Origin of the sequence: Vallitalea sp., from assembly GCF_025211055.1 — a bacterium.
GTDB lineage: Bacteria > Bacillota > Clostridia > Lachnospirales > Vallitaleaceae > Vallitalea.
Map to the genome: position 1 here is coordinate 85679 of NZ_JAOARO010000057.1, position 21629 is coordinate 107307.

General features: G+C 31.1%; 19 protein-coding genes. 1 reads left to right on the forward strand and 18 read right to left on the reverse strand.

Annotation, left to right across the window (positions count from 1 at the left end; all coding sequences use genetic code 11):
* Nucleotides 1-94 precede the first annotated feature (94 nt).
* From N4A55_RS07600 to gpr, 11 genes are all read right to left on the reverse strand, one after another.
* Nucleotides 95-460, reverse strand: a complete 366-nt coding sequence (locus tag N4A55_RS07600; RefSeq protein ID WP_293754998.1) for a response regulator — start codon at nt 458-460, stop codon at nt 95-97.
* Between the two features lies 1 nt (nt 461).
* Nucleotides 462-1199 (reverse strand): 16S rRNA (uracil(1498)-N(3))-methyltransferase, encoded by a 738-nt coding sequence (locus N4A55_RS07605; protein ID WP_293754999.1) that lies wholly within the window; start codon nt 1197-1199, stop codon nt 462-464.
* A 27-nt stretch (nt 1200-1226) separates the two neighbouring features.
* Complete coding sequence (prmA, locus tag N4A55_RS07610; protein ID WP_293755000.1) at nt 1227-2162, reverse strand: 50S ribosomal protein L11 methyltransferase; 936 nt, start codon at nt 2160-2162, stop codon at nt 1227-1229.
* Nucleotides 2163-2217: 55 nt separating this feature from the next.
* Nucleotides 2218-3363, reverse strand: a complete 1146-nt coding sequence (gene dnaJ, locus N4A55_RS07615; protein ID WP_293755001.1) for a molecular chaperone DnaJ — start codon at nt 3361-3363, stop codon at nt 2218-2220.
* A gap of 335 nt (nt 3364-3698) precedes the next feature.
* Nucleotides 3699-5576, reverse strand: a complete 1878-nt coding sequence (gene dnaK / locus N4A55_RS07620; protein WP_293755002.1) for a molecular chaperone DnaK — start codon at nt 5574-5576, stop codon at nt 3699-3701.
* Nucleotides 5577-5732: 156 nt separating this feature from the next.
* Nucleotides 5733-6323, reverse strand: a complete 591-nt coding sequence (gene grpE, locus N4A55_RS07625; protein WP_293755003.1) for a nucleotide exchange factor GrpE — start codon at nt 6321-6323, stop codon at nt 5733-5735.
* 15 nt (nt 6324-6338) lie between these two features.
* The gene (gene hrcA, locus N4A55_RS07630; protein ID WP_293755004.1) at nt 6339-7373 is read right to left on the reverse strand and encodes a heat-inducible transcriptional repressor HrcA; all 1035 of its coding nucleotides are present in this window, start codon (nt 7371-7373) and stop codon (nt 6339-6341) included.
* A 184-nt stretch (nt 7374-7557) separates the two neighbouring features.
* Nucleotides 7558-8697 carry a radical SAM family heme chaperone HemW gene (hemW, locus tag N4A55_RS07635; protein ID WP_293755005.1) on the reverse strand — a complete coding sequence of 380 codons (1140 nt, stop codon included), beginning with the start codon at nt 8695-8697 and terminating at the stop codon, nt 7558-7560.
* Nucleotides 8698-8706: 9 nt separating this feature from the next.
* Nucleotides 8707-10518, reverse strand: a complete 1812-nt coding sequence (gene lepA / locus N4A55_RS07640) for a translation elongation factor 4 (protein ID WP_293755006.1) — start codon at nt 10516-10518, stop codon at nt 8707-8709.
* Between the two features lie 111 nt (nt 10519-10629).
* Entirely contained in the window at nt 10630-11844 is a 1215-nt protein-coding gene (gene spoIIP, locus N4A55_RS07645) for a stage II sporulation protein P (protein WP_293755007.1), read from the reverse strand.
* 348 nt (nt 11845-12192) lie between these two features.
* Nucleotides 12193-13215 carry a GPR endopeptidase gene (gpr, locus tag N4A55_RS07650; RefSeq protein WP_293755008.1) on the reverse strand — a complete coding sequence of 341 codons (1023 nt, stop codon included), beginning with the start codon at nt 13213-13215 and terminating at the stop codon, nt 12193-12195.
* Between the two features lie 248 nt (nt 13216-13463).
* On the opposite strand from gpr, the gene rpsT reads away from it, so the two are divergent.
* Nucleotides 13464-13724 carry a 30S ribosomal protein S20 gene (gene rpsT, locus N4A55_RS07655; protein WP_293755009.1) on the forward strand — a complete coding sequence of 87 codons (261 nt, stop codon included), beginning with the start codon at nt 13464-13466 and terminating at the stop codon, nt 13722-13724.
* 160 nt (nt 13725-13884) lie between these two features.
* Here rpsT and holA read toward each other — a convergent pair whose 3' ends face one another.
* From holA to N4A55_RS07690, 7 genes are all read right to left on the reverse strand, one after another.
* Nucleotides 13885-14871 (reverse strand): DNA polymerase III subunit delta, encoded by a 987-nt coding sequence (gene holA / locus N4A55_RS07660; protein ID WP_293755010.1) that lies wholly within the window; start codon nt 14869-14871, stop codon nt 13885-13887.
* A gap of 15 nt (nt 14872-14886) precedes the next feature.
* The gene (locus N4A55_RS07665; protein WP_293755011.1) at nt 14887-17325 is read right to left on the reverse strand and encodes a DNA internalization-related competence protein ComEC/Rec2; all 2439 of its coding nucleotides are present in this window, start codon (nt 17323-17325) and stop codon (nt 14887-14889) included.
* 45 nt (nt 17326-17370) lie between these two features.
* Nucleotides 17371-18324 (reverse strand): GerMN domain-containing protein, encoded by a 954-nt coding sequence (locus N4A55_RS07670; RefSeq protein ID WP_293755012.1) that lies wholly within the window; start codon nt 18322-18324, stop codon nt 17371-17373.
* 34 nt (nt 18325-18358) lie between these two features.
* Nucleotides 18359-19795, reverse strand: a complete 1437-nt coding sequence (locus tag N4A55_RS07675; RefSeq protein WP_293755013.1) for a sensor histidine kinase — start codon at nt 19793-19795, stop codon at nt 18359-18361.
* Nucleotides 19761-20459, reverse strand: a complete 699-nt coding sequence (locus tag N4A55_RS07680) for a response regulator transcription factor (RefSeq protein WP_293755014.1) — start codon at nt 20457-20459, stop codon at nt 19761-19763. Before N4A55_RS07680 ends, N4A55_RS07675 begins: the two co-directional genes overlap by 35 nt.
* 10 nt (nt 20460-20469) lie before the next feature.
* Nucleotides 20470-21084 carry a helix-hairpin-helix domain-containing protein gene (locus N4A55_RS07685; RefSeq protein WP_293755015.1) on the reverse strand — a complete coding sequence of 205 codons (615 nt, stop codon included), beginning with the start codon at nt 21082-21084 and terminating at the stop codon, nt 20470-20472.
* A gap of 89 nt (nt 21085-21173) precedes the next feature.
* Nucleotides 21174-21623 (reverse strand): methylglyoxal synthase, encoded by a 450-nt coding sequence (locus tag N4A55_RS07690; RefSeq protein WP_293755016.1) that lies wholly within the window; start codon nt 21621-21623, stop codon nt 21174-21176.
* Nucleotides 21624-21629 lie beyond the last annotated feature (6 nt).

Below are 21629 nucleotides of genomic sequence, written 5' to 3' on the forward strand. Positions count from 1 at the left end.
TGTAATATAAAAACATAAGAAAGATATACTATATTAAACTTAGTGTTTAATATAATATATCTTGCCCAAAACTTCTCCTAAACTATAGTCTTCACTATTTTTTAATAACATTTTCTATAGCTTGTACTACTCTTGATTTTTGGAAAGGTTTCACAATAAAATCTTTCGCTCCATTTTTAATCGCTTCTATAACCATAGGTTGTTGACCCATAGCTGAACACATAATTACTTTTGAATTAGGACTTACCTTAAGTATTTCAGGAAGTGCAGTTACTCCATCCATTTCAGGCATTGTGATATCAAGAGTAATTACATCTGGTTGTAATTCTTTTGCCTTCGTTATTGCCTCTTTTCCGTTATTAGCTTCTCCACAAATATCATAATCTTCTTCTGATAACATTTTCTTTAATACAGTTCTCATGAAAATTGCATCATCAACGATTAATACTCTTAATGCCATACTATTCCTCCTCAAGTTGAAACATTAGTAATGATAATATAGCTAAACCTGCTGTTTCTGTCCTTAGTATTCTTTTTCCTAGTGTTATGATAATAGCCTCACTACTCTTAGCCTCTTCTATTTCATTTAGACTAAATCCTCCCTCAGGACCTATAAATACTCCAATCCTCTTACAGTCTAGATTGTTTATAAATTCTTTGGTTTCTGTTATATTATTCGCATTTTCATAAGGGACAATAATTGTATCCAGTTGCTTTGAATATTCTATTGCTTCTTCAAAATTCATTATTTCATTTACTACTGGAATAATACCTCTCTTTGACTGCTTGGCTGCAGACTGAGCTACCTTATTCCATCTAGCTAATTTTTTCGTCCCATTTTGTTTATTTATTTTAACAACGCTTCTTTCAGTAATAACAGGAATTATTTCATATACCCCTAGCTCTACTGCTTTCTGCACAATTAATTCCATTTTAGCTTGTTTTGGCAAAGCTTGAAAAAGGTAAATTTTTGTTTTTAGTTCAGTAATTGATTGTTTTTTAGTGACAATTTTTGTATTTATATATTCATCTTCAATATTATTAATTATACAATAATAGTCATTACTATGTCCATCACAAATTATAATTTCGTCATTTTTATTCATTCTAAGTACATTTTTGATATGTTTTACGTCTCCACCAACAATACTAATCTCGTCTTCAATAATTTGGTTAGGCTCTACAAAAAATCTATGCATATAAAACCTCTATCCTTTCAAAAGCACTTATGAAATAGGTCTAGCAACAATAGCCGCCCATTCTCCCATCCTCTTAATCTCTAGTATATCAAACCCATTAGTTAATAACGCATCCTTAACATCTTTTACTCTATCTAATATAATTCCAGAGGATATAAAAATACCGTTAGGAATTAAGTATTTAGATACACCTTTTGCTAATATCATTATTATATCTGCCATAATGTTAGCTACAACCATATTAGCTTTAATGTCAACCATTTCTAGTAAATCACCGTTAAGTACATTAACCTTGCTATCTACCTTGTTAGTAACAACATTTTCTTTGGTAGCTTTGACTGCATTTTTATCAAGATCAATACATGTCACTTCTTTAGCTCCTAATTTGGCGGCCGTAATTCCTAATATTCCACTTCCACAACCTACATCAATTACTAGATCATCCTTTGATAAATATTTATTAATCATACTGACACACATGGAAGTGGTCTCATGTGTACCTGAACCAAATGCCATACCTGGATCAATTTCTATTATAACATCATCATGCATTTTCTCTGAATACTTTTCCCAAGTTGGTTTTATAATTATATTATTATCTATCTTAAAAGGCTTATAATACTTTTTCCAATTATTCGCCCAATCCTCATCATCTATGATAGTTAACTCAATCTTGGTTGTACCAACTTCCAGATATTTACCAATATCTTTGATTTTAGCTTTTATTTTATCTACTTTTTCAGTAACATTCTCTTGTTCTGATAAATAAAATCTAATAAAAGTATCTCTGTTATTATCAATAACCCCATCTTCAATATAATCTACGATTATTTCTTCCATATCTTCCTTTGATAGAGTATTATCAACTACTTCTATACCTTGTATTCCCTGTTCAGTAAGCATATAGCTTACAGCTTCTATGGCTTCATCATTGATATAGACTTTACACTGGGTCCATTTCAATATATTACACATCCTTTTAGCATACTATAATATTTTTACTTATGTAGCCTATAATTTAATCAAAGGCATCCATGACTTTATCATACCACTTTTTTTTCTTACCGTCTTTGAATTCTTTTACTTGCTCTCCAAAAGTAGTAGAAAATTCTTTCAGTAATTCCTTTTGCTTATCATTCAATTTTTTAGGAACATCTACAACTACAGTAACATATTGGTCTCCTCTAATCTTAGCATTTCTTATATGAGGTACACCTTTTCCTTTTAACCTAAATCTAGTATGTGTTTGAGTTCCTTCTTTTATTTCATATTTTACATTTCCGTCAAGAGTAGGAACTTCAAGTTCTGCACCAAGTGCCGCTTGAGCAAAAGATATAGGTAATGTAAAGTAAATATCAACACCTTGTCTTTCTAAGAATTCATGAGGTTTTACATATACAGTTACTAGTAAATCTCCTCTTGGTCCACCATTAGTACCAGGTTCACCCTTTCCACTTAACCTTATGCTTTGACCATTATCAATACCAGCAGGAATATCTACAGCTATTTTCTTTCTCTTTCTAATATATCCTGTTCCTCTACAAGATGAACACTTTTCTTTTATTACTTTTCCTGTTCCACTACAATTATTACAAGTCTTAACACTTGTTATGTTACCAAACATAGTCTGTTGATTATATCTCACTTGACCTGAACCTTTGCAATGAGGACATGTTTCTGGCGTTGTTCCTTTCTTAGCTCCAGTACCTGAACATTCTTCACAAGTCTCAGAGATAACCATATCAATTTCTTTTTCTACACCAAATACGGCTTCTTTAAAATTAAGTGTAACAGAAGTTTTTAGACTTGCACCCTTTGTAGGAGCATTAGCATTTCTTCTACGACCTCCGCCGCCACCAAAGAAATCACCGAATATATCTCCAAATATATCTCCAACATCTGAGAAATCAAAGCCTCCTGCTCCGCCGCCTCCATTACTAAATGCAGCGTGGCCAAATTGATCATATTTTGATCTTTTTGATGAATCACTTAATACCTCGTAAGCTTCTGTTGCTTCTTTAAATTTGTGTTCAGCAGATTCATCACCTGGGTTCATGTCAGGATGATATTGTTTAGCTAATTTTCTATATGCTTTCTTTATATCAGCGTCAGTAGCACTTTTCCCAACACCTAATACCTCGTAATAATCTCTTTTATCTGCCATTATTCCCACCTACCTCTTTTTATGATTAATTTTAAATTATCTAATTCAACTTATATTTGATAGCTCAACTTTCCCACCTTTAATTTAATGCAGGTAAATTAAAGGTTATAGGTTTTTAATTAGCTTACCTGCATACAATATTAAAGTGGGAAAGTTAAGTTAATAGTATTAAATTCACCACAATATATATTGCGTTATTAATTATATCCTAACCATTATATATTGTGGTCAAAATATCACATCCAGAATTACAATTATAAGTTTTTATCTAAAATATATATATTCTTTAAGAAAGCCAAAGACCAATGTCTTTGGCTTTTTTACAATTTTATATTTTACACTTCTTTGAAGTCTGCGTCAACTACATCATCATCATTATTTGGTTGTTCTTGATTTGGTTCAGCTCCTGGGGCACCTTGTGGCCCTGCTCCTGGGGCTGCACCGGCAGCTCCAGCTTGTTGATATAATTTAGTTGAAAGCTCTGTAAAAACAGTCATTAACGCTTCTTTTGCTACTTTGATTTCTTCTACATTAGTATCTGTCATATTATCAATAGTTGATTTACCAAGTACTTCTTTTAACTTAGTAACTTCAGCTTCTACTTTTTCTTTTTCAGCAGCGTCAACTTTATCGCCTAATTCATTTAATGTCTTTTCAGTTTGGAATACAAGTGAATCAGCTTCATTTCTTACATCAATAGCTTCTTTTCTCTTCTTATCTTCTTCTTCGAAGTTTTGAGCTTCATCAACTGCTTTGTTGATTTCATCATCAGATAAGTTTGTACTAGCTGTAATTGTAATATGTTGCGTTTTGCCTGTTCCAAGATCTTTAGCCGTAACATTAACAATACCGTTAGCATCTATATCAAAAGTAACTTCGATTTGAGGAATTCCTCTTGGTGCTGGTGGAATTCCATCTAATTGGAATCTTCCAAGTGTTTTGTTATCCTTAGCAAATTCTCTTTCACCTTGAACTACATGAATATCAACAGCTGGTTGATTATCTGCAGCAGTTGAGAATACTTGGCTCTTCTTAGTAGGAATTGTAGTGTTTCTTTCGATTAACTTAGTAGCTACACCACCTAAAGTTTCAATACCCAGTGATAATGGTGTTACGTCTAGAAGTAATATGTCTCCAGCTCCAGCTTCACCTGATAATTTACCACCTTGAATGGATGCTCCTATAGCAACACATTCATCTGGGTTAATACCTTTGAATGGCTCTTTACCTGTTAATTTGTTTACTGCATCTTGTACAGCTGGGATACGTGTAGATCCACCAACTAATAATACTTTATCAAGTTCATTTGCTGATAATCCTGAATCTCTTAAAGCATTGTTTACAGGACCCATTGTCTGCTTAACAAGATCAGATGTTAATTCATCAAATTTAGCTCTAGTAAGTGTAATATCTAAATGTTTTGGTCCTTCTTGTGTAGCAGTAATGAATGGTAAGTTAATATTAGTTGTTGTTGCTGATGATAATTCTTTTTTAGCTTTCTCTGCTGCTTCTTTTAATCTTTGAACAGCCATCTTATCATTAATTAAATCTATACCATCTGAAGTTTTGAATTCTTTTATAAGGTAGTTCATAACACGGTCATCAAAGTCGTCTCCACCAAGTTTGTTATTACCACTTGTAGCTAATACTTCAATTACACCGTCTCCGATTTCAATAATAGATACATCAAATGTTCCACCACCTAGGTCATAAACCATAATTTTTTGTTCATTTTCATTATCAAGACCATATGCTAAAGCTGCAGCTGTAGGCTCGTTGATAATTCTCTTAACTTCAAGACCAGCTATCTTTCCTGAATCCTTTGTTGCTTGTCTTTGGCTATCAGTAAAGTATGCAGGAACTGTAATAACAGCCTCTGTAACTTTTTCACCTAAATAGCTTTCTGCATCGGATTTTAATTTTTGAAGAATCATAGCTGAAACTTCTTGTGGAGAATACTTTTTATCATCAATAGTTACTCTAAAATCAGTACCCATATGTCTCTTAATTGAAGCTACTGTTTTATCTGGATTAGTAATCGCCTGTCTCTTAGCAGGTTCTCCTACTAATCTTTCTCCATTTTTTGTAAAAGCAACAACTGATGGTGTTGTTCTAATACCTTCTGCGTTAGCAATTACTACTGGTTTTCCACCTTCCATAACTGCAACACATGAGTTAGTTGTACCTAAATCAATACCAATTATTTTACCCATTTAATTTCCTCCTTCATATCAATATACTCGTCAATATTTATTATATTTTAATTTTATTCGACGAAGATTATTTTTTAAGTAATTAATAATATATATATAAGATGCACAATATTATAATCATACATTCTATATTTCTTAAAATTTTATCTTGATAAACTAATTTACTACTTTTACCATGCTATGTCTTAAAACTGAATCATTGTACATATATCCTTTTTGGAATACTTCTGCAACTATATTTTCACCTAATGACTCGTCATCAGCATGTGTAACTGCATGATGGAAGTTAGGATCAAATTCATTACCTTCAGCTTCTATTTCTTCTACTCCAAGTTCGTTAAGAGTACTCATTAACTGTTTTAATATCATCTCAACACCTTGTGTAAAAGGTAATTCTTTTTGTTCTTCTGAAATACTGTCTAGAGCACGTTCAAAATTATCTACAATAGGTAATAATTTTTCTAATGTTTCTTTTGCTCCATTTTCATACATCATAGATTTTTCTTTTATGGTTCTTTTTCTAAAGTTATCAAATTCTGCCATAGTTCTTTGTAATTTATCTACGTATTCGTTAACTTCCTTTTCTTTTTGTTTCAGTTTTTTATTCATATCATTTTCTCCAGTAGAATCTTCTTCTAAGTTTACATCTTCCACTTCTTCTAAATTTTCTTCTAAATCTTTTTCTTCAACTTCTTGTGCATTAATTATTTCATCTTTTATTTCTTCTGAAAATTTTTCTTCAGCCACTATATAACCACCTTCCTATTTTAACTTATTAATAATTTCTTCCATCTTTGACATTAAACATGAAAGAGACCCTATTGTATTTTCATAATCCATCCGTTTAGGACCAATGATACCAATGAATCCAATATTCTCTTCACCAAGTTTGTAAGTTGTAGTAATCAAACTACAATCTTTCATTTCATCAATAACATTTTCGTCACCAATAGTAACTTTTATATTCACACCATTTTCTTCTAATACAGTATAGACCATGTCTTTTAGAGCTTGTTTTTCTTCAAGTCTATGCATTAGATTGGTTGCTTTTGATATATCATTGAATTCTGGGAATCTTAATATATTAGTTGCACCAGATGTATATATCTCTGTATCATCAACAGATTTTATAGTATCAAAAATAGCATCTAATACTTTATTAACTATGTCAGCATTACTTCCCGCAAAATCTTTTAGTTGTTGAATAAGTGGTAAATTAATCTGTTCAAGAGTAAGACCATATAACTGCTCATTAAGAACAAAAGTCAATCTATTCAACATTGTTTGATGTACTGGTTCATTAATATTAATCATGTAATTCTTAATAATATTTCCATCTGTAACTATAACAGCTAAGATTTTCTTTTTCTGTACACCTATTAATTGTATATTTTTTATTTTGGCTTTATTTATCTGTGGCGATGAAACAATCGTAGCATAATTAGTTTCATTTGCCAGCATTTTAGCAATATTTTTCAACAAAGATTCTATCCTATCTACACGTTGAAACAGTTGTTCTATATATAAACCATTGTTTATCTCATCATGATGAAGATTCATAAGCTTATCAACGTATAGCCTATACCCCTTGTCAGATGGAATCCTACCTGCAGACGTATGAGGTTGCAATATAAGACCTAATTCTTCTAGATCAGACATTTCGTTTCTTATAGTAGCAGGACTTATACCTAAGTCATAATTCTTTGAAATTGTTCTTGAACCTACTGGTTCAGCTGTTTCTAGGTAATTTAAAATTATTGCTCTAAGAATTTTAATCTTTCTATCATTCAGTTCCATATCGCACCACCTTTGTCAGCCATTTTTTGTTAGCACTCTACTTCAATGAGTGCTAATGCTTGAAATAAAAATATCACTTGCAGATAGATTTGTCAAGTAATTTTACAAAATTTAATTATTTTTTTTATACTTAATACATTTGTAACGTACTATTCCAGCTGTATTTATACCTATTATAGTCGTATTATTCAAATAAAAACATGGATAATGCAAAATTACTAACGTCAATTCCCTTTTTAGTTAATCTTAAACTTGACCCATCTTCCATAATAAGTCCTTTCGCTATAAGCTCCTGTATAGCATCTTGATAATAATATTCTATTTCATGTCCCCACCTATTATAAAAATCAATCTTGTCTATACCTTCTAATAATCTCAGTCCTAAAAACATATATTCTTCAATAGAAGTCTTTTTACTGATTTTCTCAGTACATTCCTTAAGCTTACTAATATCTCCATTAATATCTATATAATTGGATAGACTATTGATATTCTTATATCTAAAGCCCTCAAAATATGAGGAAGCCCCTAACCCCATACCTATATATGCTTCTTCTTTCCAATATACCTTGTTATGATAGCATTCTCTGTCATCCAGTGCATAATTAGATATCTCATAGTGTTTATAACCATTATTCTGTAAGGTATCATGAATTAACCAATACATATCACGTTCTATATCTTCCGCTGGTAAAACAATCTTGTTATCATCATATAACTTATAAAAATTAGTTCCCTCTTCAATTATCAAGGAATAATAAGATATATGCTCTGGTCTAAGGCTGATTATCTTTTTCAAATCATTCTCTATATCACTTATAGTTTGATTTGGTAGAGCAAACATCAAATCTATATTTATATTATCAAAACCACAGTTTCTAATCATATTATAATTTATTAGAAATTCATCCCAAGTATGGATTCGTCCTAATTTCTTTAATAATCCATTGTTACATGATTGTAATCCCATACTTATACGATTAACAGCTGATGCAAGAAGTACTTTTATTTTCTCCTCATCTAGCGTTCCTGGATTAGCTTCGATTGTTATCTCGGCATCTCTATCAATATTATAATATGATTTTAGTGAATCAAAGATTTTTTCTATATCAGAACATGACAGAATAGACGGTGTACCACCGCCTATAAATATGCTTTTCACATTATATTCTTTTGTAAGTTCACTATAACTTTTTATCTCATTGATTAAAGCATTTACATATTCCTTCATGACACTATTTTTATTATCAAAAGATAAAAAATCACAATAATTACATTTGCTTTTACAAAAAGGAATATGAATATATAAACTGATATTTTTCATCTCTAACACCTAATCATCTAGCTTAAGAACACTCATAAAAGCTTGTTGAGGTACTTCTACATTACCTACTTGACGCATTCTCTTCTTACCTTTTTTCTGTTTTTCAAGAAGTTTTCTTTTTCTTGATATATCTCCACCATAACACTTAGCAAGTACATCTTTTCTCATGGCTTTAATAGTTTCTCTAGCAATTATTTTATTACCAACTGCTGCTTGTATTGGTATTTCAAATAGGTGTCTAGGTATTTCTGTCTTCAATTTCTCTGCTATCTTTCTTCCTCTATCATATGCCTTATCAACATGAACGATAAAGGATAATGCATCTACAACTTCTTTGTTAATTAGTATATCAAGTTTTACTAATTCAGATTCTTTGTATCCAACTAATTCATAATCAAAGGATGCATAACCTCTTGTCCTAGATTTTAGAGCATCAAAGAAATCATATATTATTTCATTAAGTGGAAGTTCATAAGTCAGCATAGCTCTTGTCTCTTCAATGTAATTCATGCCGAAATATTCTCCACGTCTTTCTTGACAAAGTTCCATTACCGTTCCAATATAATCTGTTGGAACCATAATCTCAGCTTTCACTATTGGTTCTTCCATAGTTCTTATCTCTGAGACATCAGGTAAATCCGTTGGGTTTGCAAGATCAATAACTTCACCGTTAGTTTTATATACTTTATATATAACACTTGGTGCAGTTGTAACCAAATCAAGATTATATTCTCTTTCCAATCGCTCTTGTATTATTTCTAGATGCAACAATCCCAAGAAACCACATCTGAATCCGAAACCAAGAGCTATTGATGTTTCTGGTTCAAAGTTAAGTGCTGCATCATTTAGTTTTAATTTATCAAGTGCATCACGTAAATCTTGATACTTAGACCCATCTGCTGGATACAACCCACAGAAAACCATTGGGTTAACATTCTTATACCCTGGTAACGGCTCATCTATTGGGTTATTAGCATCTGTAATGGTATCACCTACATTAGTATCCCCAACATTCTTGATACTAGCTGTAATGTATCCTACCGTACCTGCCTGTAATGAATCAGCCGGTATGAATTGTCCAGCTCCAAAATACCCTACTTCCACTACTTCAAATTCTTTTTCCGTAGCCATCATACGTATTTTCATGCCCTTTTTAACAGTTCCCTCTTTTACCCTACAAAATACTATAACACCTCTATAAGGGTCATATAGAGAGTCAAATATAAGCGCTTTCAAAGGTGCATTTACATCTCCTACTGGTGCTTTAATATCTGATACTATTTTTTCAAGTACATCTTCTATATTAATGCCTTCTTTTGCAGATATCAGCGGTGCATCTTCTGCATCTAATCCAATAACATCCTCTACCTCTGCTTTTACCCTATCAGGTTCCGCACTTGGTAAATCAATCTTATTTATTACTGTAACTATCTCTAGGTCATGTTCAAGCGCTAGATACACATTAGCTAATGTCTGAGCTTCAATTCCTTGTGCCGCATCTACTACAAGAACAGCTCCTTCACATGCAGCTAAACTTCTAGATACTTCATAGTTAAAATCTACATGTCCAGGTGTATCAATAAGGTTAAATATATATTCTTCACCATCTTCGGCTTTATATACTAGTCTAACTGCCTGCGCTTTTATTGTTATACCTCTCTCACGTTCTAGATCCATATTATCTAAAACTTGAGCCTGCATTTCTCTAGCAGTCAATAATCCTGTTAACTGAATGATCCTATCTGCTAATGTTGACTTACCATGATCGATATGTGCAATTATACAAAAATTTCTTATATTATCCTGTTTAAATTCTGCCACAGACCAACATCCTCCTTAGCCCATTTTCTGTTGGTTATTATAGCATATATATATATAATTTAGCAACAAAATATATTTTTTAAATAATTATCTCAACTTTTACACCCTTTATTATTTAATAACCTCATATAAAATTTTCGCTAGAGGCTCCATAGCATTCATTGCTTCGCTGACAGTATTTGTCTGGGCGCCAACTTCAACTAACAGAGATTTTGGCTTTAGGTGCAGATTATATCTATACCCTCTAAGATATATTTTTCTAGTGAAATTAGGATATAACTCATTAGCTTTCAACTGCATCTGAAAGCTGAATGCCATATTATCAACAACATATTTGTTAGGCATTACAGGATATAATGCTAAACCATTAAAAAACATAATCTTAGCTGTTTGCTTATCATTAATATTATTCACTAACCTTACATTACCTCTAACTCCATCCCTATGAATATCCATCATAACTTCTATGGAAGGATTCTTCTTAATCAAATCTTTCAATGGCGCTTCTATTCTTTGATAAGCCTCATCTCTATCAATCTTACCATTGATGATATCATACTCTTTCCTATGATGAAGAACCTTAATATTATATTTCTCTTCAAGTATACGAGCTAATTCATCTCCTACCCCTACTACAGTATCTTCTTTCTTCCCTTTCACACTATCTACAAAACTTTCTTGTGAATGTGTATGATATATCAACACTTTTGGCCCATCTCCACTCTTATCTATTGACATATCCTTACTTAAGAATTTATCAATAGGAAACTTATCTTGTGTGGGATTGATACTAGGATCAAAAGTGTACAAATTAGATTTCAAAAACGAAAAATTATTAAGCTGTTCCATAGTATAATTAGTTATATTAACCACTGGAATCTGCTGTTCTAACGTATGAGATGAGAAGAAACTTTCATCATGCTCATAATGTTCCAAATCATTTTCAAAGGATTTATCCGTCTGATTAATCTTAGGATAATTTTCTGAAGCAGTACAATAAGAATAATCATTCTCGTTCATTACAAATGAAATAAGAGGTATATTATAACCATACAATGTCTCAATCTTATTATAATTACTTATATCTAGCCTAGTCTTATTATTGCTCTCTAAATAATACTCTACTGAAGGATTAACCGAATGCATTATATTAGTAAAAAAAGATGAATCAATATCTGAAAAAACAAGATTCTTAAAACTTATTATCTCATTAGTAAAATATAATCCAAATAATTTTATTATAATTACAATAGACAACACTATCAAAACTGCCATATAAACAAGTGAAGCTTTCCTATTCTTCTTAAGTAAATACGCTTTATTCATCTAATCACCCTTATCCTCACAGTAGACAATAAATAATTGCCCTACTCATATTCAACATGTCCTCATTAAATTAACATCTTATAAAAATATATTTTTGGACAAGGAGATTTATTACAAAAACTAATATGAATCATTTTAAAAAAATATATTACCCTCTTATGATATATTTATCTACTCACTAAAATTTCAAATAAAGAAGTGTAAAGTGTTACAATCACGCAGACCGACCGCTTCTCAGGGTAAGGCAAGTGATTGTAACACTTTACACTGACTCATATGCACACATTTATTAATTCTATAAACTTTTTTGCACAAAGTTCTTCTTTATAACCGAATATATAAATTACCCTACGATAAAAACTTAGTAATCTCATCAAACTCAAGATTAGGCTGCAACATTATATTCAACGAAGAAGCTATTATATTACTCAATCTTTTAATAACCGCATCAATCTCTTTTGGAGTAACAAACAAATTACCGATATAAGGATAAAGAACCTCTTTTATCAACTGATACTTTTCTTGTTCACCTAAACTATTAATCATATCTACTATCTCAGTATTTTCCTTTGCCTGCTTTTTCATCTCTATCAACAATTCTTCCATTGTATCATTAACTATAGTAGCCGCATCAACTACCGTAGGAACACCAATAGCTATTACTGGAACTCCTAAGGACTCCTCTGTAAGTCCCTGACGTCTATTACCCACACCAGAACCTGGATGAACTCCCGTATCCGCAATCTGAATAGTAGAATTAACCCTAGTAGTTCGTCTGGAAGCCAAAGCATCAATAGCTATAACTAAACTAGGCTTTATCTTATCAACAATTCCTTGAATTATCTCAAAAGTCTCCATACCTGTTTGCCCCATAACACCAGGTATAATTGCACTAACCTTATTAAATCCATCTTCACCCTCAGGTTCACCAAACTCTTGAAAAAGATGCCTTGTAACCAAAACATTAGAAACTGCTCTAGGTCCTAGCGAGTCCGGTGTCACATCCCTATTCCCAAGCCCTACCACTAGAACTGTCATATCTTTATCAATTTTAACTAACTCACCTAATTGTTTTGCTAACTCTCTCACTATTTCCTCATGAGCTTCTGGCACATTCTGCTTTATCAAATCACATTCCATAGTCACATAACTACCTATAGGTTTATTAAGCGCTTTTGAACCATGTTCATCAATAATATTTACTTTTGTTATAGATAACTCAATATCTTTTATGTTATCTACTATTACTTCAACCCCTTTTATCTCAATATCTTCTTCCCCAACCATTTCTCTAGCTTCAATCGCTAAGTCAGTTCTAACGTTATATTTCTGTTCCACTTGTTCTAATTTTTCTTGATTATTGTTATCCATCCAAATTAATTCCCTTCTAAAAAATAATTGCATCCTGTTTAGGAAATATTTTTTCCAATTATTTTATTTATATTCATTGACTTATTATGCATTATATATTAAAATTAGAGCGTATGTTTATGTGCGATATTTATTTGAAGTCCAAAAAAGACTTAAGACCACGAATAATGGTCTAGAAATAAATGTTTAGTTTCCTAATTCCCACTGCGAAACAAAAATATTTATAAAAAATATCGGAGGTTATTTCATTGGCAAATATTAAATCAGCGAAAAAAAGAATTAAGGTAACAGAAACAAAAACTGCTAGAAACAAAGCAATTAAATCAAGAGTAAAAACAGAAACTAAAAAAGTTTTAGCTGCTGTTGAATCCGGAGATAAAACAACTGCTGAAAAACAATTATTAGTAGCAATTTCTTATATTGATAAAGCTAAAGTAAAAGGTATTTATCACAAAAAAACTGCTGCAAGAAAAGTTTCTCGTTTAACAAAAGCCGTAAATAACGCATAATTAAGAGCCGTACAAGCGTACGGCTTTTTTATTGTGACTTTTAAAGGAACCTTAGCTTTTCTTAGGCTCCTTTAACCCGAACTACTTTATTGTACCCATCAATCCCATCTGCGGATGTCTTGCACTCAACTCATCATTCCTCCACAAAATTTACACCCAATTAGCTATACTTCATTATAATAACTTCCACACCTATCCTAGCATCAATTTTACCTGTCTTAATATTACTATCCATCTCCAAACAATCCTTCAAAGCTTCTTTTAAATTATCTACCGTTATATTTCTACCCTGTCTCAAACATTCTCTTACAATAAACGGAGCAAGCTTAATTCTACTCCCTATATCCCTCTCACTCAATCCTTTTTTTAACAACAACTTACTTTGTAAAATTAATCTGAATTGACGTATCAGCATAAACAATATTCTCCCTGGAGGCTCCTTCGCAATTATCATATCATGATACAATAACACTGCTCTTTCCCTTCTATTCTGCCCCATAGCACTTACCAATTCAAAGATCTTATTCTCTATACTCCTTGTACATATTTCATAAATTACTTCCTTTGTGACTACATCTTTATCTTTACAGTACATAACAACTTTTTCTAATTCATTATTAATACTAGCCATATCAGTTCCAACTGTCTTTAGAAAATGTAAAGCTACACTTTTCTCAATTTTTTTACCTGAACTATGTAACTTCTGTCCAACCCATTTTACCAAATCATTTTCAGACATCTTATTAAAACTTGCCACATAGCCATTTTTATTTATTAATTTATATAACCTACTTCTTTTATCTATTTCCTCTTCCAAAAATATTACCGTTGTGGATTCTGGTATATCTGTAATCCTATCAGCAATGGTATTTGAATTATTATTCTTTCCTTTAAATAATTTAGCATAGCTGACAACAATAACTCTTCTGGCTGCAAAAAAAGGCAAAGTCTCAATTGCATCAAATAACTTATCAACACTCATATTACTTTTATCAAAATAATCATAATTCATAGTAGGGTCAGTATCAACCAATAACCCATCAATCAATTTTTTTAGATACATATCTAACAGATATTTTTCTTCTCCATAAAATAGATATACATTATTATATTCATTGTTTTGTAGTTGTTTTTTTAAACCTTTCATTATTTGCTCCTAAACTCATTTTACTCCCAAAAAAATCTGTTTATTACTGTAATATGTACTAATACCCATATTATACCCATCTGTATTGATGGTAATCGCTCCATCTATTGATGTATTAAAAACGGGTATATCATAGTCCAAATATCGCTCTAGTACCTCCTTATGAGGATGCCCAAATCTATTATTCCTACCAGAACTTATTACAGCTAATCTTGGCATAACATATTCAATGAATTCCTTTGTTGATGAACTGTTAGAGCCATGATGGGGTACTTTAATTATATCACTGTTTAAATAATCTGTATATTTATTGTTTATTTTTTCTTCTTCTTGTTTCTCTATATCACCAGTAAAAATTTCATTATAAGCTTTATATTTTAGATTTAATACTAATGAATAAGCATTATTATTATGAAAACTGGTTGTGTCTCTAAGAGGATATATAGTTTCAAACGAAACATATTTATCCCTTATTATATTATTCTCATTTAGGTATACTATATTGATATTTTTCCTATTAGCTCTATCAATTAGCTCTTTTAGTAGAATATCTTCTTCCTCTTTGTTTTTATAAGCATACGGCAATACAATATTATCTATCTCAAAATAATCTATTAGCTCAATTAAGCCTCCAACATGATCTCTATCACTATGAGTCATTATTAGGCAGTCAATATTGCTGATACCGTTATATTTCAGATAAGGTCTTACGATATAATAACCTGTGTCTCTATCTGTGGTTTTCTTCCTGATATTTCCTCCTCCATCAATAACATACACTTTCCTAGCAGGAGATATTACAACTGCACTATCTCCTTGCCCTATGTCTAAATGTACTATTTTAAGGGGTTTAGGACTAATATAAAACACCAAATTCAATATTACCAATAGACAAGCAATTATTGTAATACGCTTTTTGGTTACTTCTTTATCAACCTTCTCATAAGCTAACATTGATATCAATGCTAATATTATAATAAACAAAATAATATTAATAAACTTAGGCTTTCCAATTGTAATTGTACTAAATGGAAGGCTTCCTGCCAATTCACAGCATAAGTCATAAAAGTTAAGTATATAAAATATGATGCCAGAAATTAATCTACCAAAATAAATGGACAGTGAACCAATAACAAGTCCAAGAAATCCAAACAAAACAACTATTGACATAAGGGGAACTACTAAGATGTTAACCAACACAGAATATATATGTAATTCATAGAATGTTAGAAGCATAACAGGCATAGTACCAAATGTAGCCCCTAAACTAACATTAAATGTTGCTATTATTATATTACCTTTTTTATTATACAATTCATCAAGTGCTGGCGTTATTGCTATTATACCTATAACTGCTGAGAAAGATAATAAAAACCCTGTATCCCACAAGTTATAAGGATTAATCATAAGAATTATTATTCCCGCAGTACAGAGGGATGAATATATATCATATGACTTTCCAAAGAAGTATGCTAATAATATTATAGAAATCATGATTACAGCTCTAACTGTGGAAACGCTAGCTCCAGTTAAAATTAAGTAGAAGACTAAAAAGCATATAGTGAATATTACACCTTTCTTTTTAGACACCAATAAACATATCAAACTAAAGAAACCATACCCAAGAATTGCTATATGCAAACCTGATATAGCTAAAACATGCGAAATACCAGATTCCGAATACATATCCTTGGTATCTATAGATAAATACGATTTTTCTCCTAATATCATGGCTTTCATCACATTAGCTTGATTTTCTGGTAGAATACTATCAAAAACCTTAACCCATTTATTTCTAAGGAATGATAACTTCTTATTCATATAATACTTGAGCTTGCATAGAATATCCAATTTTTCATTATCTATTATTTTATACTCTTTCAAGAATAGTTTATATTTTATTCCTCTTATCCTATAATATTTTTCTTCGTCAAATTGTCCTTGATTAGTGGGTCTACTAGGTTTACTTAATTTTCCCCTTATACTAATATAAGAGCCAATATCTACATTATCAATATCTGTACCATAAACCTTAATCTTGACTTTATCAGTATACGTCTTATCTTCTATTATTATTTTATTGGTACTAATAATTAGTTGAGTCTTATCTTCTTGGCTGATGATATTATCTATATATCCTTCTGTAGTACATGATAGTGAGTCATCAAACGTCTTACCTAATTCATTATTACTTGATTCTATATGATTATATATATTTATGTACGCAAAAAAGCATATCAATGGAAAAACAAATACACCTTTCCATGAATATGTTTTATATAGAATGATAGATAATATAATTGCAATACCAAATAATAAAATAACCAATAATAAATCTTTTACATAATACCCTGTTAAGAGTCCAGTAAGATAAAAAATACTAATAAAAACAGCAGGTCTTTTCATATAACTTATAGCTCCCCAAAACCCTCTCATAGCACCACTAAAAACCAAAAAATATTTTCCACTCCTATGTATAATTAAGAAGTGGAAAATATATCATTTCTTATTATTGTCTAATACTAAATCCAAATTTCTTTCAAATAATATATTAAATTGTAAATGTCCCTTAAAAAGCTCCTCTTTTTCACCTTCAATTAAGAATTGAACCTTATTAATATCAGGAAGCTCAGTTAATGTATTAACTATAGAATAGATAGTAAGTAACTCTCCTGTTGATCCACCTGTATGTTTTGCTTGAAATTCTTTGCTAAAATCAACATAGCATACACCCTCACTTATTGATGTACTAATAACTTTAGTCTCTGCAGGTATAGTTCTTACTTCTGTATCATTTAATGGGCCATTTATCAAAAGGTTAAGAACTGTTTTCTCTAATGGTTCATTAGGATTAACTTCTACTTGTACCTCTTCTGGAACTAATCCAAGACCTTCTTTATCAGAAAAATATAATAGCACTTTCTTTAAAGTTTTACTTTCATTTTCTGGGTCATCAAAAACCAATTGATCTTTGCCAATAGATCCTAGCGCTTTACCATCTGGTCCTTTTAGAGGCATTCCCTCAACATATATCTCTACTTTTTCAACAAAATCCAATTCTGTAAGAGATGATATTAAAGAAACACGGCATAAGTTTTCTTCTACAGTATCTAATTTATAATACTCTTCTGAAACATTCAATATTAGATTTGATTTTTCTAATTTCACTTCTAATAATCTTATAAAAGAAGGTACAGTAGTTATTGTATCTAGCTCATCTTCTATACCTGTTTGCAATATTTCAAATATCTCTGTGACAATATCCTCATTATTTACACTTGAAATATTCACATCTTTATTAATCCATGAATTTTTTTCCTTGTTTGATAAAAATATTTTAACACTTTTCTCACTTGGCTGTTGCTCAACATTAGCTTTTTGCTTGTTCCCACAGCCTGTTAACGCTAATAGTAGAAAAACATACAACAAACTAATTCGCAATATTTTCCCCACTTCATAACACCTCCAACGAAATAAGCCCTTAGATTTATATATTATCATGTATTGGCCTTTTTAGTGGTAGACTGACTTCAAAAGTCGTTCCACTTCCTAGTTCACTACTACATCTTATAAATCCTTGATGCATCAGTATAGCTTGGTGCGTAATAGATAATCCAAGCCCCGTACCCCCTGTTTCCCTCGAACGTGTTTTATCAACTCTATAAAATCTCTGAAAAACTTTATTTATACTTTCCTTAGGTATACCTATCCCCGTATCAATAACAAATATTTGTGCATTTTGATAATCAGAATTAAGTATGACTTTTATAGTTCCGTATTCTTTATTGTATTTTATTCCATTCTCGATTAAGTTAGTTAATGCCAATGAAATCTTAGTTTTATCTACTTCTGCAATAACTTCTCTATAGCTTTCAAAAACCATTTCTACACCTTTTATATCTGCTAAAGGCTTTAGTCTATTTAATATTGACTCAATAAGTAAGTTAATGTTGGTTTCACTAATATTCAACTCATTTTCATTCTTATCCAATGTAACCATAGTTAGTAGATCGTTAATTATAGTAGTTTCTCTTTCTATTTCCTTACTAATATCTTCAAAAAATTCTTTGTACAATTCTTTTGGTGCATCTGGCTGCATCAATAAGGATTCAGCTAATACTTTCACTGAACTTAGGGGTGTCTTTAATTCATGTGATACGTTAGCAACAAACTGCCTTCTACTCTCATCAACTTGTTGTAACTTTTCAGTCATATGATTAAATGCTATCCCTATTTCTTCAATCTCATTATTACCTTTGATATCAATCTTTTCATCAACATTTCCATCGGTAATCTTATTAATACTTACTAATAGTTTTTTGAAAGGTTTCGTTATAAGTCCTGAGAAATTATAACTAAGAGTTAGAATCAAAATCAACAACGCTAATATTATCAGGTACGAAATACTTTTCAAACTGCTTATAGAATTATTAATATCATCATAGGAGTTAGTAAGTATGATAGCGCCATATACTTCATCTTTTTTCTCATCTTTAATAGGAGTTACTACCTTAGCAAGATTCATACTTTTTTTGAACACTGAACTACTTTGACCTTTTAGAGCATCTATAACTTCTTGTTTAGCATATGCCCTGCCTGTATCAATTCCATTAGAATCAAATTTAACAGTACTCCTAGAATCCAATATAACTATTCTTTCATAATCTTGTCCGCCAATAATACTAACAAAATCTTTGATACCTGAACTATCGTTTATAAATCCTCTAACCATGAGATTAGTTGATATTATATTGGCTTGTCTAAACATAGACCTAGATTTTTCTTTTACATAATAACTTTCCAAAGAATTAAGTAATATGTTTATTAATAAAATAAGTGGTATAATACTTACAACTACATAAGAAATAAATATCTTAGCCCTTATACTATTAAATATTTTTCTTGTTTTGATAATAATAACCAACACCCCACTTAGTATGAATGAACTTTGGCTCGCTTGGATTTGGCTCTACTTTTTCTCTAAGTCGTCTTACATGTACGTCCACCGTTCTTACATCACCAGGGTAATCATAGCCCCAAACAATATTGAGTAGATTCTCTCTACTATATACTTTATTCGGGTGCTTACTAAAAAGTTCAAGTAAATCGAATTCCTTAGCTGTCAAATTAACTTCTTGATTGTTAATGAATACTCTTCTGCTTTCGCAATCAATCTTTAACTCTCCAGAGTTTATTACAGCTTCTAAGTCACCGTTATATTCAGTTTTAATCCTTCTAAGAACTGCTTTCATTCTAGCTTTTAATTCAAGAATATTAAATGGCTTTGTCATGTAATCATCTGCACCATATTCTAGTCCTAGAATCTTGTCCATATCCTCGCCCTTAGCAGTAAGCATAATAATAGGCATATTAGAAAACTCTCTTATCTGCCTGCATACTGATAACCCATCTATCTTAGGTAACATAACGTCTAATATAACTAGATCATATACATTTGTTTTAGCTAAATCAAAAGCTTCCTGCCCATCATAAGCAACATCAACTATCATGTCATCCTGCTCAAGACTAAATTTTATACCCTTAACTATTAATTTTTCATCGTCCACCACTAATATCCTTCTAGACATAGTAGACACCTCACTTTACAATAATTGAATCTTTTATCTTATTATAAGCCCCTTCTTTTATTCCACTTACTTTCATTATATCTTCAATTGTCTCAAAATCTCCGTGTTCTTCTCTATAATCTATGATTAGCTTAGCACGTGATTCACCTATTCCAGAAAGTGTTGTCAATTTTTCAATTGAAGCTGTGTTGATATTGACTAATTTTTCTGTATCCTCAACAGAGAATTCACCATTTTCCATCTGCTCTTTGCTTGGAAAAATTATTTTTTCACCATCTTTTACTTGTCGTGCTAAATTAACATAATCTGTAGCGGCTTCTTCAGTTAAACCACCAGCAAGTTCTAACACTTCGTAAACTCTTGAATCTTCTTTTACAGTATAGACTCCTTCATTCACTACTTCACCACAAATATGTACATAAATGGTCTTATCTAATTTCTCTTCATTATCCTGTTCATCAGTATTATATTCCTCATTATTGTCTTCTTCACCAATATTATTTTCTACGTTATCTTTTGTATCTTTGTCAACTTCTATTGATACACTACTTTCTAAATTAACATAGATTATACCAACTACTATTACTAATAATATAAAAGCACCATAATACCATTTGTTCTTCATAATCATTTCTCTCCATCCATAAACTAGTCAAGTTTTAGTAATTACAAATATTGAGTAAATATAATTATGAATCCCCTCTAAAATATTTTTTAATATTTTCTTTTGATTCTTGTTCCATAATCAATAATATATCTGTTGTAATGTTTATCCATAAGAGGTGAACTGAATATAAAATCTGCTGTAGCCACATTAGATGCCACTGGTATATCATATAGTACAGCAATCCTAAGTAGTGCTTTAACATCAGGATCATGTGGTTGAGCTTCTAGAGGGTCCCAGAAGAATACAAGAAAATCAATATCATCTTCTATTATTCTAGCTCCTATTTGTTGGTCACCGCCTAATGGACCACTTTTATACCTTCTTACAGGTAGATTAGTTTCTTTTGCTATTATGCTACCTGTTGTTCCAGTTGCATACAAAAAATGCTTAGATAATATCTCTCTATTATTAGAAACCCATTCAATTAAATCTTTTTTTCTATTATCATGAGCAACTAATGCAATATGTTTTTGTTTCCCCATTTTGACTTGAAACATATATCT

What these genes read in the sequence shown, in the direction of transcription:
- spoIIP (WP_293755007.1), bottom strand. Translation starts at nt 11,844, where the DNA reads ATGAATAAAGCGTATTTACTTAAGAAGAATAGGAAAGCTTCACTTGTT.
- holA (WP_293755010.1), bottom strand. Translation starts at nt 14,871, where the DNA reads ATGAAAGGTTTAAAAAAACAACTACAAAACAATGAATATAATAATGTA.
- N4A55_RS07690 (WP_293755016.1), bottom strand. Translation starts at nt 21,623, where the DNA reads ATGTTTCAAGTCAAAATGGGGAAACAAAAACATATTGCATTAGTTGCT.
- hemW (WP_293755005.1), bottom strand. Translation starts at nt 8,697, where the DNA reads ATGAAAAATATCAGTTTATATATTCATATTCCTTTTTGTAAAAGCAAA.
- N4A55_RS07605 (WP_293754999.1), bottom strand. Translation starts at nt 1,199, where the DNA reads ATGCATAGATTTTTTGTAGAGCCTAACCAAATTATTGAAGACGAGATT.
- N4A55_RS07685 (WP_293755015.1), bottom strand. Translation starts at nt 21,084, where the DNA reads ATGAAGAACAAATGGTATTATGGTGCTTTTATATTATTAGTAATAGTA.
- N4A55_RS07680 (WP_293755014.1), bottom strand. Translation starts at nt 20,459, where the DNA reads ATGTCTAGAAGGATATTAGTGGTGGACGATGAAAAATTAATAGTTAAG.
- N4A55_RS07600 (WP_293754998.1), bottom strand. Translation starts at nt 460, where the DNA reads ATGGCATTAAGAGTATTAATCGTTGATGATGCAATTTTCATGAGAACT.
- dnaK (WP_293755002.1), bottom strand. Translation starts at nt 5,576, where the DNA reads ATGGGTAAAATAATTGGTATTGATTTAGGTACAACTAACTCATGTGTT.
- dnaJ (WP_293755001.1), bottom strand. Translation starts at nt 3,363, where the DNA reads ATGGCAGATAAAAGAGATTATTACGAGGTATTAGGTGTTGGGAAAAGT.
- gpr (WP_293755008.1), bottom strand. Translation starts at nt 13,215, where the DNA reads ATGGATAACAATAATCAAGAAAAATTAGAACAAGTGGAACAGAAATAT.
- hrcA (WP_293755004.1), bottom strand. Translation starts at nt 7,373, where the DNA reads ATGGAACTGAATGATAGAAAGATTAAAATTCTTAGAGCAATAATTTTA.